This window comes from Acidobacterium sp. FHG110202_01, from assembly GCF_059115305.1.
Window position 1 is genome coordinate 226,371 of record NZ_JBZYWJ010000004.1, and the last position, 15,004, is coordinate 241,374.

At 57.7% G+C, this 15,004-nt stretch carries 15 protein-coding genes; 8 read left to right on the top strand and 7 right to left on the bottom strand.

Annotated features, from left to right (window positions below; all coding sequences use genetic code 11):
• The first annotated feature begins 18 nt into the window (after positions 1-18).
• Positions 19-861, top strand: coding sequence for a 3-deoxy-8-phosphooctulonate synthase (gene kdsA / locus AC5S16_RS09965; RefSeq protein ID WP_493929908.1), 843 nt, complete (start codon positions 19-21; stop codon positions 859-861).
• The gene (locus AC5S16_RS09970) at positions 858-1,478 is read left to right on the top strand and encodes a thymidine kinase (protein WP_493929909.1); all 621 of its coding nucleotides are present in this window, start codon (positions 858-860) and stop codon (positions 1,476-1,478) included. The genes kdsA and AC5S16_RS09970 overlap by 4 nt, the downstream gene beginning before the upstream one ends.
• On the opposite strand, the gene vapC is transcribed toward AC5S16_RS09970, so the two are convergent.
• From vapC to AC5S16_RS09990, 4 genes are all read right to left on the bottom strand, one after another.
• A complete protein-coding gene (gene vapC / locus AC5S16_RS09975; RefSeq protein ID WP_493929910.1) occupies positions 1,465-1,860 on the bottom strand; it encodes a type II toxin-antitoxin system VapC family toxin in 396 nt (131 codons plus the stop codon). The two genes, AC5S16_RS09970 and vapC, sit on opposite strands and share 14 nt — an antisense overlap.
• On the bottom strand, positions 1,857-2,072 hold the full coding sequence (locus AC5S16_RS09980; RefSeq protein ID WP_493929911.1) for a type II toxin-antitoxin system VapB family antitoxin: 216 nt from the start codon (positions 2,070-2,072) through the stop codon (positions 1,857-1,859). Before AC5S16_RS09980 ends, vapC begins: the two co-directional genes overlap by 4 nt.
• Before the next feature lie 151 nt (positions 2,073-2,223).
• Positions 2,224-3,126, bottom strand: a complete 903-nt coding sequence (locus tag AC5S16_RS09985; protein ID WP_493929912.1) for an FG-GAP-like repeat-containing protein — start codon at positions 3,124-3,126, stop codon at positions 2,224-2,226.
• Between the two features lie 33 nt (positions 3,127-3,159).
• Positions 3,160-4,446 carry an FG-GAP-like repeat-containing protein gene (locus AC5S16_RS09990; protein WP_493929913.1) on the bottom strand — a complete coding sequence of 429 codons (1,287 nt, stop codon included), beginning with the start codon at positions 4,444-4,446 and terminating at the stop codon, positions 3,160-3,162.
• A gap of 437 nt (positions 4,447-4,883) precedes the next feature.
• Here AC5S16_RS09990 and AC5S16_RS09995 point away from each other — a divergent pair, with 437 nt between their 5' ends.
• The 3 genes from AC5S16_RS09995 to AC5S16_RS10005 all read left to right on the top strand — a co-directional run bounded on the left by AC5S16_RS09995 (position 4,884) and on the right by AC5S16_RS10005 (position 7,459).
• Entirely contained in the window at positions 4,884-5,585 is a 702-nt protein-coding gene (locus AC5S16_RS09995) for an RNA polymerase sigma factor (protein WP_493929914.1), read from the top strand.
• On the top strand, positions 5,582-6,262 hold the full coding sequence (locus AC5S16_RS10000) for an anti-sigma factor family protein (protein WP_493929915.1): 681 nt from the start codon (positions 5,582-5,584) through the stop codon (positions 6,260-6,262). The genes AC5S16_RS09995 and AC5S16_RS10000 overlap by 4 nt, the downstream gene beginning before the upstream one ends.
• A gap of 144 nt (positions 6,263-6,406) precedes the next feature.
• Positions 6,407-7,459, top strand: a complete 1,053-nt coding sequence (locus AC5S16_RS10005) for an NAD(P)-dependent alcohol dehydrogenase (protein WP_493929916.1) — start codon at positions 6,407-6,409, stop codon at positions 7,457-7,459.
• Between the two features lie 183 nt (positions 7,460-7,642).
• Here the strand turns inward: AC5S16_RS10005 and AC5S16_RS10010 are convergent, their stop codons facing one another.
• The 3 genes from AC5S16_RS10010 to rlmB form a co-directional block, all read right to left on the bottom strand.
• Complete coding sequence (locus tag AC5S16_RS10010; protein WP_493930217.1) at positions 7,643-10,234, bottom strand: ABC transporter permease; 2,592 nt, start codon at positions 10,232-10,234, stop codon at positions 7,643-7,645.
• 109 nt (positions 10,235-10,343) lie between these two features.
• Positions 10,344-12,221: a M1 family aminopeptidase gene (locus tag AC5S16_RS10015; RefSeq protein WP_493929917.1), complete on the bottom strand. Its 1,878-nt coding sequence runs from the start codon at positions 12,219-12,221 to the stop codon at positions 10,344-10,346.
• Positions 12,218-13,021: a 23S rRNA (guanosine(2251)-2'-O)-methyltransferase RlmB gene (rlmB, locus tag AC5S16_RS10020; RefSeq protein ID WP_493929918.1), complete on the bottom strand. Its 804-nt coding sequence runs from the start codon at positions 13,019-13,021 to the stop codon at positions 12,218-12,220. The genes AC5S16_RS10015 and rlmB overlap by 4 nt, the downstream gene beginning before the upstream one ends.
• Before the next feature lie 125 nt (positions 13,022-13,146).
• On the opposite strand from rlmB, the gene AC5S16_RS10025 reads away from it, so the two are divergent.
• From AC5S16_RS10025 to AC5S16_RS10035, 3 genes are read left to right on the top strand one after another with little or no spacing between them, the layout of a single operon-like run.
• Complete coding sequence (locus AC5S16_RS10025) at positions 13,147-13,839, top strand: RNA polymerase sigma factor (protein ID WP_493929919.1); 693 nt, start codon at positions 13,147-13,149, stop codon at positions 13,837-13,839.
• Positions 13,836-14,225 carry a hypothetical protein gene (locus tag AC5S16_RS10030; protein WP_493929920.1) on the top strand — a complete coding sequence of 130 codons (390 nt, stop codon included), beginning with the start codon at positions 13,836-13,838 and terminating at the stop codon, positions 14,223-14,225. The genes AC5S16_RS10025 and AC5S16_RS10030 overlap by 4 nt, the downstream gene beginning before the upstream one ends.
• A gap of 30 nt (positions 14,226-14,255) precedes the next feature.
• Complete coding sequence (locus AC5S16_RS10035) at positions 14,256-14,795, top strand: zinc ribbon domain-containing protein (RefSeq protein ID WP_493929921.1); 540 nt, start codon at positions 14,256-14,258, stop codon at positions 14,793-14,795.
• Positions 14,796-15,004 lie beyond the last annotated feature (209 nt).

Consider the following 15,004-nt stretch of genomic DNA (forward strand, 5'->3'; position numbering starts at 1 on the left):
CAGTCCTATAATCGATATGTGAGTTACGAATTTGAAGTTGGCAATACGCATGTCGGGTCGGGCAAGCTCTTTCTTATCGCCGGGCCGTGTGTGATTGAGAGTGAAGCGCATGTGCGCAAGATGGCCGACGCCATCCAGCGCATTACTTCTGACCTGGGCGTTCCCTACATTTTCAAGGCCTCGTATGACAAGGCCAACCGCACTTCGGTCACGAGCTTTCGCGGACCGGGACTGGTCGAAGGCACGGCGATTCTGCGCAAGCTGGCTGAGTCGACCGGATTGCCGGTGCTGACCGATGTCCATGAGCCGGGCCATTGCGAAATTGCCGCTGAAGGCGCAGACGTGCTACAGATTCCCGCATTTCTCTGCCGCCAGACCGACCTTCTGGTGGCCGCCGGCCGCACCGGCCGTGCAGTCAATGTAAAGAAGGGCCAGTTTGTCGCTCCAGGAGATATGAAACACGCGGTCGAGAAGATCGCAACGACGGGAAACACGCGCGTCTTTCTGACCGAGCGCGGCGCGAGCTTCGGCTACAACAATCTTGTGGTGGACATGCGCTCGCTGCCTATCATGCGCAAGCTTGCTCCTGTGGCCTTTGACGGCACGCATTCGGTGCAGATGCCTTCAGCTGCCAACGGCGTCTCCGGAGGGCAGCCGGAGTTCATTCCTGTGCTGGCGCGCGCAGCCGTGGCTGCCGGAGTGGACGGCATTTTCCTTGAGGTGCATGACAATCCGGCCGAGGCCAAGTCGGACGGAGCGAACGCTCTCGATCTGAAATATCTGCGCGGAGTGCTTGAGACGCTGCTGGCGATTCACGAAGCCGCTGCCCCTGCGAATGTGGCTCAGGCGGTTCGCCGATGACGTCTGCCGATGCGCCGGGGCGGATTGAAGTCATCACCGGGCCGATGTTTTCGGGAAAATCTGAAGAGCTGATTCGCCGCCTGAAGCGCGCGCGGATTGCGAGGCAGCGCGTCCTCTGCTTCAAGCCGGATATCGATCTGCGCTACCACAAGACTGCTATCGCCTCGCACAGCGCGCAGACGCTCGAAGCCAGCGTGGTCGCCAATGTCGACCGTTTGCGCGAATCCCTGTTTCCGCAGATCGACGGGATGGAAGTGCTCGGCATCGACGAGGCGCAGTTCTTCGATGAGAGCCTCGTTTCTCTATCTCTGGAACTGGTGCATATGGGCAAGCGCGTGATTGTCGCTGGCCTCGACACCACCTTTGCCGGAGAGCCGTTCAAGCCCATTCCTGACCTGATGGCCGTAGCCGACGAGGTGATGAAGCTCTCGGCGGTGTGCATGGTGTGCGGCCAGCCCGCGATTCATACGCAAAGGCTGGGCGGAAGCCAGGAGCTGGTGGTAGTGGGCGCTGCGGGATTGTATGAGGCCCGCTGCCGCGCGCATTTCGAGCCCTTTGTGGGGTCGGAGCAGTTAGAATTGCCCGCGGTAACAGCAGGTGCCCTTAGGGGTGAATGACTCGCAAGCCCAGATGCTGTTCAAAAGCGTCGAAATCGCGGTCGCGGTGAAGCAGCGAATGCCCATGAGTTAAACAGAATGTTGCGATCAGGCAATCAATTGTTTTTCGGATTGTGTAGCCATGCGACCGAAGTATGCGGTAGTGCTCTGCAGAAGCTACAGCGAAGAACTCTCCGCCTGTATCAAACACTTCGAACCTGGACAGTTCCTGCCTGATCCGCTTGAATGTTGAGTCGTTACGAATTCCCTGCAGGACTTCACATAGAATGAGATCGGTCAATCCGAGACGCTGCTGGTTCAACTCCCGGTCGAGCCACTCCACATGAGGATTGGTAACCCCTCCGAGGTAGTCAATCCAAACTGTAGTATCTATTATTGTCATTCCTGCGATGACTCACGAACCCGCCCCAGGCGGGATTCGTTCAGGTCGCCTTCCCATTGCACTTTTCCGCGAAGCCGTCGGAATCTCACCTGGGCATGAGTTTTTACCAACAACCGCAAACCGGCTTCCACCGCAGCTTTCTTTGTTCTCGCGCCGCTGTCGTGCATCGCTTGCTGCAGCAGCTGATCATCTATTTCGATGTTCGTCCGCATCCAAACTCTCTCTCCATGTGTAAGAATCTCACATTTTTGTGTACCAGCTCAAAAGTAAAAAGAGCATCGGGTCGGAGCAATTGGAATTGCCTGCGGACATTTAAAAGCTGAAGAGGGACTGGAAGCCAGTCCCTCTTCAGCAACTACTGTCTTATTGTTTCGCAGTGGTAAAGCTGGCGGTGGTTGAAGTAGTCGTCCAATGGGTGCAGCCGTTGAAGTAGGAGACCGCCCACGCCTGGTAGTCATAGGCGGTTCCCGAAGACAGGTTAGAAAGTGTAAATGAGTGGCTGGCCGAAACCGGATCGACCCAGGGTGTCTTGCTGCCAAAATTCGTGGTGGTGCCGTAATTCACGCCGCCGTAAGTGGGCACATTGGTCGTCCAGGAAATGGTCGCTGTGGTTGCGGTGATGTTTGAGACCGTCAGGCCGCTTATGGCGGGAGCAGCAGGCGATCCGGTCAGGCTGATCTCGCAGGATTGGTAACCGTAGTAGTTACGATCTCCCGAATAGCTGGCGTACACGTACCGGGTAGCAGGTCCGGGAGAAACATTGGCTGCTGTTGCTGTAGCAACTTTAGTCGATAACCTTGACCATACAAATTCCGAACCCGGTATAGCAGTTACAAGGTCTGACAAGCCGTCTCTGTTTATGTCGGCTACAAGGAATGGACCACTGAAATCATAAGTACCGGGAAAACTCTTCCGTGAAGGTTGACCGGGCTGTTTCAAATCGCCAAAGAAGATGTCCAAGGCCAATATAACCGGGGTGGGTTGGATACTGGGAGTGTTCGTAATGTTGGGAACGGCTATATCCAGAATTCCGTCTCCATTGAAATCTCCCGTTGCAGCAGAACCAGCGCTGGTATTTTCGGGGTATGCATAGAGAGAAACTTCCGGAAGGAATTTCCCCGGTTGCCCTTTGTCTCCATAAAGGGCGAACAACTGGTAATCCGTCAATCCAGTTTGATAATGGAGTCCTGCCAGATCCAGAACCCCGTCACCGTTAAAGTCTCCCACCACCATGTTTCCGATAAAACCCTCCACTGGATACAACACATAGGACTGCAGTTCTCCAGGATTTGCCGGATTTCACAGCGCAAGACCTACATGGCCTGAGCCCTGGGTCGTAATACTCATGGCGATATCCGGGAAGCCATCGCCATTGAAGTCTCCTGCGACAAAAGAATCGGGCAATGCGCCATTCAGCGGGTAAGGAGTAGCTTGCGGGAACTGTCCTGGATTGGCGGGCGAGTTGAACCGAATAGCCAGATAACCAGCGCTCATGTATGCCAAATCTGGCAATCCGTCTTTGTTAAAGTCCGCTACTACCAGGTTGTTAAGGTAACCCTGAGACTCGTAGTACTCCTGAATCGGCAGAAAATGCCCCGGATGTGCGGCATCTCCCAGCAAAATGCCAATACCCGACTGGAAGCTTGCCGGGTATTCAAAACAAATCGCAAGGTCCAGTATTCCATCGCCGTTAAAGTCAGCGGCCGCCATTGAAGTAATAAATCCGGGAGGATTATTCGAAGCGTCTGCTACGAAGGTAGCTCCCTGCAGAAAATGTCCCGGATGTTGAGGATCTCCTTTGAAAATGATGACGGGATTGTAGGGAGTGACCAGGTTGCCGAGTGAATCAGTAGTAAAAGGAGGATAAGCAGCGGCAACATCAGGCACGCCATCTCCATCAAAGTCTCCTGCTACATAAAATGCTGAAAAGGCAGGTCCTCCCTGCGAAACCACGTTGGATGTGGACAGGAGTTCTTCTGTCTGACCAAAAGTTGCAGCATCGCTCAAATGCGCACTTGCAATAGCTTTTTTGCTTGCAGCATCAAGAAACTGCACTCTTCCTGCCGGAGGCTCAGTGCCAAATCCACCAACGTTTGATGTGAGTGCATAACTGCCAGCACTGCCCGATATAGATATGTCAGCAGTACTGTAAAGGCGACCGTGCACGTCTATCGTTTCCATATCAGGCATGGAACTACTGCTGGAGCAGGTTGTTGTACCCAGGAACCAGGCGTAGATATCGTGCCTGCCGGGAGGCAATATCAGCTTGATGCTGGCGGTCCCGTTGGCAGTCAATTCTGCGGTGCCGATAAGGGTCGTATCCTCGCAGCGTCCGGCTGAGAAATAGCAGAATTCGACTTCCCCGTGAATGACAGGCGCGCCATTGGAGGCAACAGTCGCAGTCAGTCGCACTGGTGTTCCCGTGTTAACGGAATTGTCAGAAACTGACAGTTTTGTAGTGGTCGGTTGGATTGAGGCGTGCAACGAAGCGGCACTCAGGCCGAAAGTGGCCATAAGAAGTAATGCAACGGACTGTATGGCTTTTCGAACAGGACGGAGGAAACTGCTGAGCAATGGCATATGCATGGAACTCTCCGGTTGATCTTGCGAAGCCTGTTGCAAGGCTTGTGTCAGCTGGGCTTGGAAATCTGAGGAAAGGGAAACGGGCAATCAGGATTGAATGATTGAACCGGGAAACTTTTGCATGAGAAAGCTGCCCTGGCGACACAAGGATTACCCGGCATCATTGGCGATACAAGTTAAATCCAAGGCAATCGCAGTAAAAATTTACGTAAACCAGGCAGACGAAGCTTCTCTGGTCACTCCCGTATGCAAACATTCTGAAGTTCCATCCTGTTCTTTCATTTTCCAGGAACCAAAGTGCTCTCTTCCGGTGTCTAAAGGGGTAGAGTGAGCGAGACACTCGGCCGCCGGCGGTTTATAAGACATTGAAAACAGGCCGCCACGGGGCGGAGGGATGCCAGACTCCTCTCCGGTTTGTTACTGTAGGAGGATAGCCCGAGGTGCAAGCAGGAACAGCAGTGGGAAATCTGGCAGGCGTTATTGCTATCCGGCCCGAAGAGGCCGAATTTGTTGCGGAGCTCAAAGCAGGCTCTGAAGAGGCATTTTCCTGGCTGATCTCGACCTATCATCAGCCCATCTACAGCGTCATTGCGCGCACGTTGCCGAATCCGGCCGACGCCGCGGACGTCACTCAGGAAGTCTTCATTAAGGTCTATCGCGGCATCTCGGGATTCCACGGCGAATCCAGCCTGCGCACCTGGCTCTACCGCATCGCTTTGCACGAAGCGTCGAACCGGCGCCGCTGGTGGTCGCGTCACTGCCGCCAGGAAGTCACGATCGAGGCTGAGACCGGGCAGTCCTCTGAAGGCCAGCCGCTCTGTATCAAAGACACATTGATGGACGAGCACGATTCGCCGTTTGATATGGCGGCGCATGAAGAGATTCGCTCTCGCGTCGAAGCCGAACTCCGCGAGATTGCGGAACCATTCCGCACTGTTCTTATTCTGCGGGATATCGAAGGGCTTGCTTACGAGGAAATCGCCGAGATTCTGAATGTGAATCTCGGCACCATCAAGTCGCGCCTCATGCGAGGACGCGCGCAATTGAAAGCACGACTTGCCCCATTTGCCGAAGCTGCCGCCAAACGACCTTCTGGCGCAGTGAGGCCAACTGCTGTTGCTTGCCAGAAGGAGGCTCCATGAGCTCGTGCAGCAGCGTTCGTTCGCAGTTTTCTGAGTATCTGGATAGCACCCTGCCCGGGGTGGCCATGCAGAAGGTAGCGGGCCATCTGGAGACCTGCGGCAAGTGTTCGCTCGAATTTGCAGGCTGGCGCAGCACGCAACGCATGCTGGCCGATCTGGGCCCGGCGAAAGCTCCGGCCGATCTGGCGCTGCGCCTTCGCGTGGCTATTTCGCAGGAAAAGGCGCACAGCCCGAAGCAGAACTTTGCCCGCTGGCAGATGCGCTGGCAGAACTCGATCGCCCCGTTCCTGCTGCAGGCATCGGCTGGATTCGCAAGCGCCGTGCTGCTGGTAGGCACCGTGGTGCTCCTGGTAGGCACGGTTGCCGATCCGGTGCAGGCCGCCGCACGTGACGAACCCCTGGGCAATGCTTCGGGGCCGCACTTCCTTTATTCGAACGATGCCGCGATACCGGTTGGGCTCAGCGAACGCACCAGCGGTGTGGTGATAGAGGCATACGTCGACGGAATGGGGCGGGTGTATGACTACCGCATTCTGATCGGCCCGTCCGATGCGCATACACGCTCGCAGATCGAGAACAAGCTTTTGTTTTCCGTCTTTGAGCCGGCGCGCTTCTTTGGCCAGCCCGTGGCGGGCACGGTTGTGCTGTCATTCGCTGATATTTCTGTGCAGGGCTGATACATCTCCCCATTACGCGAACAATGCGCGTGATGGGGACTGTCTTCTCTTACTTTTCATTTCCTGTAAATCGTTCGCAAGAATCCAAATAATTTGTTTCCACATCCAAAAGCTAACTACTTTTCTTTTCCTGAAGGGATTCACATGCCAAAAACAAAAGGTTATGCCGCTCCAGCGGTGAAGGCCCCGCTCGCTCCCTATACATTTGATCGTCGCGAGCCGGGCGAGCATGACGTTGTCATCGACATCAAGTATTGCGGCATTTGCCATTCCGACATCCACCAGGCACGCGATGAGTGGGGCGGCGCATCCTTCCCCATGGTGCCGGGGCACGAGATTGCCGGCGTGGTAAGCGCCGTCGGCAGCAAGGTGACCAAATACAAAGCAGGCGACAAGGCGGGCGTCGGCTGTTTTGTTGATTCCTGTAGAAAATGTGAAGAATGCAAGGAGGGACTCGAGCAATACTGCGCCGTGCACACTTCGTGGACTTACAACGGCAAGGAGCAGGACCTGAAGACGGTGACCCAGGGCGGGTATTCCGAACAGATTGTTGTCGATGAAAACTACGTTCTGCGCATGCCGGACAATCTGCCTCTCGATGCTTCGGCGCCGCTGCTTTGCGCAGGCATCACGCTCTATTCGCCACTGAAACACTGGGGCGCCGGGCCGGGCAAGAAGGTTGCCATCGTCGGACTCGGCGGCCTGGGGCACATGGGCGTGAAGCTGGCGCACGCGCTCGGCGCTGAGGTGACAGTGCTCAGCCAGTCGCTGAAGAAGCAGGCCGACGGCAAGCGTCTCGGTGCAGACCACTACTACGCGACGTCTGATCCGGAGACCTTCAAAAAGCTGGCGCGGACTTTCGATCTGATCATCAACACGGTTTCCGGGGAGCAGGACTACAACCAATACCTCAGCCTGCTCAAGATCGATGGAACGATGGTGCTCGTGGGCATTCCGGAAAAGCCGCATGCGGTCGCTGCTTTTTCTCTTGTCGCCGGACGGAGAAGCCTGGCCGGCTCGGCTATCGGCGGCATTGCAGAAACGCAGGAAATGCTCGATTTCTGCGGCAAGCACAACATCACCAGCGATATCGAGCTCATTCCCATTCAGCAGGTGAATGAAGCGTATGAACGCGTGCTGAAGAGCGATGTGCGCTACCGCTTTGTGATCGATATTGCTTCATTGAATGCAAATTAAGTTGTCGGTTCTTAGTCCTCAGCCATAGGAAAGATAAAGCTGGGGACTAGGAACCAGGAACTAACAACTGCGTAGTTTTAGTAACCAGTTGTTAGTGATGGCGAACCAGCCGATTCGCTGATTCCTCCTCAAACAGTTAACCCAATTTCCTGCCAAAAGGGCTTTGACGTCATCGGAGAACGTCTATTCGTGGCGCAGCGCGACCATGGGCTCCACAAGCGTAGCACGCTGCGCGGGAATGGCTGCTGCTATGAGTGCGGACACGCCAAGCAACAGCGTGGCTAGTGACAGTACCAGCGGATCCCACGGCTTTACTCCGAAAAGCTGGCTGGCAATGAGATGCCCTGCGCCGATTGCCGCCGGAATCCCCAGCGCCAGCCCAATGCCTACCTGCCCGAAAGCTTCGCGCAGCACCATGAGCATCACCGAACTGCGGTCTGCTCCCAGCGCCATGCGCACACCGATCTCGTTCGCCCTCTGTTCCACGCCATAGGCTGTCACACCGTAGAGGCCAACTGCAGCCAGCGCCAGCCCGACGCCTCCAAAGAGCCAGGTCAGGCTTGCGATCATTCTCTGCTGCGCAAAATTGGCATGAATGACTTCACCGTAGGACTGAATGCTGCTCACCACCAGGTTCGGCGCTGCATTCGCCAGCGTCTGCTTTACCTGTTTCTGGAGGCCGGCCGGATTTGCCGGGGCGGAGATCAGCACGCTGCCCAGGTAATGCGACTGGACCTCTCGCTCTTCAGCCTCTGCATCAAGGAGGTATGTGCTCTGCGCCTCCGGAAGGAAGTACATGGGCCGCACACCATCCCCGAAGTCGACGTCGGATGCAACGCCGACAATCTCATACATTCCTGCGTTTTTTAGCGGAGGCCCGAAGTGCTGCGCAATCGGGTTCTCCCTGCCAAAGAACTTCCTGGCAAACGCCTCGTTGACGACGGCTACCGGCCGGGTGCTCGCGGTGTCTTCATCGGTGATGGGCCGTCCCATCACTATCCTGTCTCCAAGAGTCTCGAAAAATCCCGGCGTCACACGGGTCCATCCGGATGAAACATGAACCTGCGGGCCAGGCTCGGGTTTGCCCTCAACCCGGATGTCATGCTGCCAAACCCAACCGGTCAGCGGCGCTGCGACTATGGAGCCGACCCTCTGCACGCCAGGAATAAGCCGCAGTTGTCCCTCAATTTCACGAAAGAGCGGTACCAGGTGCTCCGGTTTGTAGTTGGAGATCTTCGGATCGATCGAAACCAGATACTTCCCATCGGAATCGAATCCGAAATTCTGCTGTCCCAGGTTCCGCAGGCTTTGGCCGAGCATCGCCGCCGTGCTCACTAACACCAGCGATATCGCCGCCTGCATGATCACCAGCATCTTCTGCGCCCAGGCGCTCCCAGGATCACCGCGATTGACTCCCTTCATGCCGCGTGTGCCGCGAATCGCTTCGATCGGTTCGGCGTGCGAAGTCATCCATGCCGGCGCAATGCCGAAGATGAGCCCGGTGACCACCGAAATTGCCAAGGCGAAGAGCAGCACGAGGCCGGAGGGAGTAGCATCCACAGGAGCCCATGTATCCAATGTGTCCGGTCCGGCGAAAGCGAGGTGGAGTATCAGACGGGCTCCCGCGTATGCAACTGGGATCCCTGCGGCCCCGCCGATCAGAGCCAGCAAAAGGCTGTCCATGAGCGCCTTCCGAACCAGTCGGCTTCGGGGCGCGCCCAGCGTTACGCGTATGCCAGTCTGCCGCCGGTCCTTGAGGCCGCGCAAGAGCATTAGATTAGCGACGTTGGCGCAGGCCACCAGCAGAACACAACCAGCAGCCAGCAGCAGCAGCAGCAAACCGTCCTTGTATTCCTCGCGCATCAGGGAAACGCCGGCACCCCCCGGTGTCAGGCGCAGGGTCTGCTTTTGCAAGAGCGCCTTTTCATGTGGGTTCATATCCGGCGCATGGCTCGCGAGCCACTGGCGCAGCTCCACGTTGAGCTCTGTCTCAAGATTTTGCGTATTCGTTTGCGGGCGGACCCGACCGATCAAATCGAGAAAGGCGAGACGGGGATTCTTGAGGCGCGAAGTTGCGCCGGAGATCATCGGCTCGGTCGTCAGCGGCAACCAGAAGTCAGGCATATTCCCCCCGCTGTCGATCTTGGCTCCGAAGAAGCCTGGAGGGGAGACTCCGACAACCGTGAATGGATGGCCGTTGATCTCATAGGTTTTTCCGGCTACGGATGCATCGGATCCGTACTTCTCCCGCCAGATTCGGAAACTCATTACGGCGACCGGCGGCGCGCCTTCCCGGTCATCGGCATCGGTGAGGAGCCGCCCACGCCAGGCGGAAATGCCGAACGTCTCGAAGAAGTTGCCGGAGACGTACTCGCCATTTCGCATCTCGACAGCGGTCGAGGAACCGGCGGGCCGCACGGCCAGGTAGGAGTTGTATTCACCCGGCTGGAATGCAGCCAGGTTCTCGAATGCGGGAGTGTTGGCGCGGAAGTGTTTGTAGGCTTCCCAGGAGAAGAAAATCCAGTGATTTTCAGGCTGGAAACGTCCGTCTCCCTGCGTGTACCCGTTCGACCAGCAGCAGTGGTCGGAATCGCCGACGCGCCAGAGCTGGTCGGGCCGCGCGACCGGCAGCGAGCGCAGCATCACCTGCTGTATCAATGTGAAAATCGCCGTAGTTCCCCCGATGCCGAGAGCGAGAGTGAGGACGGCTACTGTGGTGAAACCGGGAGACTTCAACAGCATCCGCAGCGCATGACGTAAATCCCCAATCAGCATCCCCACATTGTCTCCTTCTTCTTAAAATTGGCTCCTTCTTCCTTCTTAAAATAGTTGCCGGTTGTCGGTAAGAACCGGGGACCAGCAACTAAGAACTACTTCCGTAGCATCAGTTCCCGCCAGTGATCGTAATTTCCTTCTTGTGGACGCTGGCCTGCACCTCAGGCACCACGCCGTCATTCAGGATCACTTCAGTCGGCAGCCCCTGTACCAGGATGCGGCGCGTCACTTTGGAGCGCGCTGGAATTTGCGTGCGCTCGTTCTGCGTTCCCGAGCGCGTGTGAATGGTGATGGGAACGTCTGCTGTCGCATAGCCATCGTTGGCAAGATCGATGGCTACCAGGTACTGTCCCGGCTGCGATGTTGTGTTGGGAAAGACGCCTGAGATCGAGAGATCGGGCAGTCCCTTGTCGTGATAGACCCAGTCGTCGAAGAACCACTTCAGGTCCTTGCCGCTCGCCTGCTCGACCAGATGCTCGAAGTACTCCGGAGAGGTATCCTGCGCGGGATTGTAGCTGCGCAGTGCGGCGGACAAGGCCTTGTCTCCGGCAAGGTCGCGCAGCATCCACAAAACGTACGTCGCCTTGCTGCGGTAGTAGACGGCATCGAATGCAGAGATGAGCGGCTGGCCTGGCTCTGCACCTGGACTTGAGGGCTCGGTGAGCGCAAGCGCCCCGCGAGAGGACTCCATGTATTCGAGCGCCGTCTCGCGGCCCTTGTTCTGCTCGATCCAGAGCGTAGTTACAAAATTTGCCACACCCTCGTTGAGCCATACGCGCGGCGATTGAAAACGTGCGTGTGCCAGTCCGTGAGCCACAGCGGGAACAAGTTTCAGTGCATCGATTGCCCTGAGGCCGGTTGCTATGACTGCGCCCTGCTCGAAAGAAGCGTCCTCGGTTTCGGGAAGGTCAAAGATAGTCAGAGGCTCTTTCTGCCTGCCCAGCCACTGCTCGGCGAGATCCTGCGCCATGGTGGCCGCTGTCTGGTAACCCTGCGCGTTTGGCTCATCGTTGCCGGTCGAGAGGACGCGCAGGCCATTCGCTTCATGCACTGTGCGCGAGGCGAGAAACAGGCTCAATGCGCCGAAACCGAGGCGCTGCTCCGTCAATGCGAATGTGACTACTCCCGGAAACGATGCCGTGGGTGTGACCTGCGGAGCGGGCACAGGAATGAACTGCCCATTGATGGCGGCGGCATTAGGGGCTGCACCGGTGTATTCGGCGGTGACGCGAACAGCAACGCGCGCCTCCTGCTGGCGCAGTTTCTGGCGGCCTATTTCAGTAAACAGCTTCGCTCCATCTCCCAGCAGATACGGAACCGAAGCTACCGGATACCAGACCATATCGCCAAAACCGCGCAGCCCGGTGAAGTCTTCGCTGATCTGGTCCCAGTCAGACTGCTGCGCGATGTCCGGAGGCGTGCCGATGTGCTCCAGGCGTTTGGCGGAAGGCGTGATTTCACCGCTGTAACCTATGTCGAACCCAAGCTCTGACTTTGGCGCGAGCGGCTTGGGCAGATCGACGACCGCTTCCTGGAGCTGGCCGGTGTGGTCGGCATCGCTGTTGATGAGCTGCTGCGTGAATGACAGTTTCTGGCCATCTGCCGCAATAGTTTCAAAATGCAGCGACGACGACAGCTGCAGCGGCAGGTGCGCGAGTGGCTGGTCGCTCTCGTTGCGCACGGTAACGCGCGCCTGAGCGGCGATCGACTGCTGGTGGAGTTGAAGATGGATGTTCAGGTCGTATTTCGTGAATACGACGGCTCCGCGCTCGGTATCGGTGATCTTTACCGCGGCCTGCTGCTTTTCAGAGGCAGGTGCGGCCTGCTGCGCGTCATCCACAGAGCGCGAAAAGATCACCTTGCCGTGGCTCTCAGGAGGAGGCGGGGTTGGATTGGGGGTCTGCTGCGCCAGTGCTGTTACTGCGCACAGCAATACTGCCAGAACAACTTGCTTGCGAGGGTTAAAACCCTCGCCTACCTTGGTCATGAACCTAAACCTTTTTGCTCTTTCTTCTTTGCCGGCGGAGCGGCTTTCGTCTTCTCTGTCCGCCGCTGCCGCGCTGCCTCGTACAGCACCACCGCGCCGGCGACCGATACGTTGAGCGACGCCACTTTGCCGGCCATGGGGATGCGCAGCAGGTGATCGCAGTGGCGGCGTACCAGGTCGTGCAGTCCTGCTCCTTCGCGCCCGAGAACCACCACGCAGTTAGACGTGAAATCGAACTCGTCGTAAGACATGGTGCCGCGCTCGTCGAGCCCCACGCACCACAGATCGTTCTCCTTGAGCTGCTCGAGGGCCCGGCTCAGGTTTACGACCCGCGCGAGGAGCACATGCTCGGCTGCTCCGGCAGAGGCCTTGACGGCTACCGGGCTGAGCGGCGCTGAGCGGCGCTCGGTGAGGATGACGCCGTCCGCGCCTGCTCCGTCGGCAGAGCGCAGCAGCGCGCCGAGGTTCTGGGGGTCTTCCACGCCATCAAGCGCGAGCAGGAGCCTGGCCGAGCCGTTTTTTGCCGGCCGGTCCAGAATATCTTCGAGATCGATCATGGCCTTCGCCCGCACCACGGCAACCACACCCTGGTGCCCGGGATTGTTGGCCAGCCGCGTCAGGTGCTCGCGCGGCTCGAAGCGGAGGCGGATGCCCGCCTGGCGGCACAGGTCAATGATGCGCTGAAGGCGCTGATCCACATGGTCGCGGGTACGCTCGCGGGCAATGGCGACGTGGTCAAATTTACGGCTGCCGGCCCGCAAGGCTTCTTCCACAGGATGCAGGCCGTAGAGAACTTCCATCTCTCCAGTTTATCGCTTGCCGCGGCCCCGTTACGTGCCGGATAATAAAGGAAGTTTCTAGTTCTTAGCCGCTGGTCCCCGGTCGTCTGCTTGAAAACTAATCACAAAGAACTGTCAACTGGCGTATGAGTCCACTCAAGAAGCTCGAAAATATTTTGACGAAGCGAGTCTTCGGCAAAACATCCTCCGTCTCAAATAGTGGAATGAGCACTGCCTCCCTCAGCCTGACCTCGCAGGCGCGCGAAGAAAATGCCCTGATTGCACAGGGACTGAAGCGCCATGACGCTGGTCTGCTCGATGAGCTGATCGTACAGTACCAGCATCGTCTGCTGCGGTACCTGCTCTATCTCACCGGAAGCCGCGATATGGCGGAAGATCTCTTCCAGGAAACCTGGATGCGCGTACTGGTACGCGGCGAGCAATACAACGGCAACGCGCGCTTCGAGACGTGGCTCTTTACCATCGCCCGCAACCTGGTGATCGACCTGCGGCGCAAGCGCACCATGCTGAGCCTCGAGGAGCTGTGCGAAGGCGGCAACGATGACCGCCCGTTTGAAGTTGCAGGCGACGAGCCGAATCCCTTTGACCTTTACCAGAGCTATGAGAACAGCCGGGTCGTTGCCGAGTTGCTGCTGACCCTGGATGCCCTGCACCGCGAGGTGCTCGTGCTTCGCTTCCACGAGGAACTCTCTCTGGAAGAGATTGCGCACGTTACCAGCGCGCCTCTCTCCACGGTGAAGTCGCGGCTGTATCGCGGACTCGCGTCGCTGAAGCCGAAGCTTGAAGCTATTACCGCCAAACAGGAGGCAGCGCTATGAAGACACAGCGGACTCCTGATCCCCAGCGTACTTCCGATCCACAGATTCTTGAAATGCTCGCTGGCACTGATACCAACGCCAGCATGGCCGCCGTGCAGCGCACGCGGCGCATCGTGCTCGAAGCGGCAAACGAAATGCGCGAGCAGCGCGCGCGCAGCCGCCGCAACGTGGCGGTAGTCGTGCTCACGATCGGTGTTCTGGCCACGCTGCTTACTCCGGCCATCTGGACCACGATTGATGACTACCTTGGCGGCGAGCAGTTCTTTGAGCTGCCGGGCATGATCATGGCGCTGGTGCTGTTGCTGTTCACTACAGTCTGCGGCGTGCTCCTGGTCATCTTCCGGGACCAGGAGTCCTGGCGCTTCGGACGGCACGGCCGCCGGTAGCTGAACCATGCGAAAAAGCGGTAACTGAACATGCGAACAAACGACCTAATCCGTGAAGAAGGCACCTTCTCAGGAGAGCTGCAGCTGATCCCCCGCTGGTCAGTAGCTGCTGCCATACTGGCCTTCGTGGTGATGGAGTACCTGTTCTGGGTGGTCTTTCCGCATGAGCGCCATCATCCCGGGCCTCCCATTGGAGTGCGCCTCTATCTCGCCATCTCCTGGGGACTGCTGGCTTCGTTGTACATGCTGATGGTGGGTTATGTCAGCAATGACTCGCCGCGGCGCGGAATGAGCGCGCGCATCTGGATGATTATCTGCCTGGTGATGCCTGGAGGCATCGGCGCCGTGCTTTATTTCCTGCTGCGTCAGCCGCTCATTGCCCTCTGCCCTGCCTGCGGAACGCGCGTAGAGAGTGAGTACCACTTCTGCCCGCAGTGCTCTTACCACATCTCCGCTTCCTGCGGAAATTGCTACCGCAGCGTGCGCATCACCGATGTCTTCTGCGTGCACTGCGGACATAACCTCACCTCCGACAACCGCCCCGCCCGTCTCCACGCGTTCCAGGACTAGCCGTCCAGGCACACGCGCGCTTTCGCGCGCCATTCCCGGCCCGGCCTGGTTGTTGGCTTTCCTTTTCGCTCCCGTTGGTCGCTTGTTTGTTGCCTGTTTTGGCATTACTGTTTTCTCGCTCTTTGCTTATCAAGAGTGGCAAGCAAATGTATGGAAAACCTGAAATGGAAAGATGGGACGACCAACCAGCTTCGATAAAGACGCGGTGC